We start from the raw sequence: 414 nt of genomic DNA, 5'->3' as shown, positions 1-414 counted from the left end.
TACCCAAAGTATTGAGGTATCACCAAATACCACTACGGAATATACAGTGACCGTGAGCCAAGGTGAGCAGAGCGGAAGCGCCAGCGTGACTGTCAACGTTAATACTTTACCAACTGCCGATGCAGGATCAGATGTGAGCATGGAAGTAGGATCCACAGTTGTGTTGACCGCAACCGGTGGTGAGAGCTATCAGTGGAGCAACGGGGCAACGACCCAAAGTATTGAGGTAAGCCCATCGGCAACCACGACCTATGAGGTAACGGTAACAACCGGCGAGTGTTCTTCCACAGATTCAGTAACGGTTACAGTGACCCAACCTGAAACACCAGAATTGGTTGTATCTGCAGGAGATGATGTAACCATCTGTGAGGGAAGTACTGCTGTATTGACCGCCTCAGAAGGAGAGAGCTATCA

The 414-nt window shown here is 49.8% G+C and carries 1 pseudogene; it reads left to right on the top strand.

Going from position 1 to position 414, the window contains the following annotated elements:
* Positions 1–414, top strand: a pseudogene (locus ZA07_RS16125) (hypothetical protein); the annotation flags it as partial.

It is taken from the genome of Mangrovimonas sp. ST2L15, from assembly GCF_001280515.1.
Taxonomy (GTDB): Bacteria; Bacteroidota; Bacteroidia; order Flavobacteriales; family Flavobacteriaceae; genus Mangrovimonas; species Mangrovimonas futianensis.
This window is presented reverse-complemented; position numbering and strand designations above follow the sequence as displayed.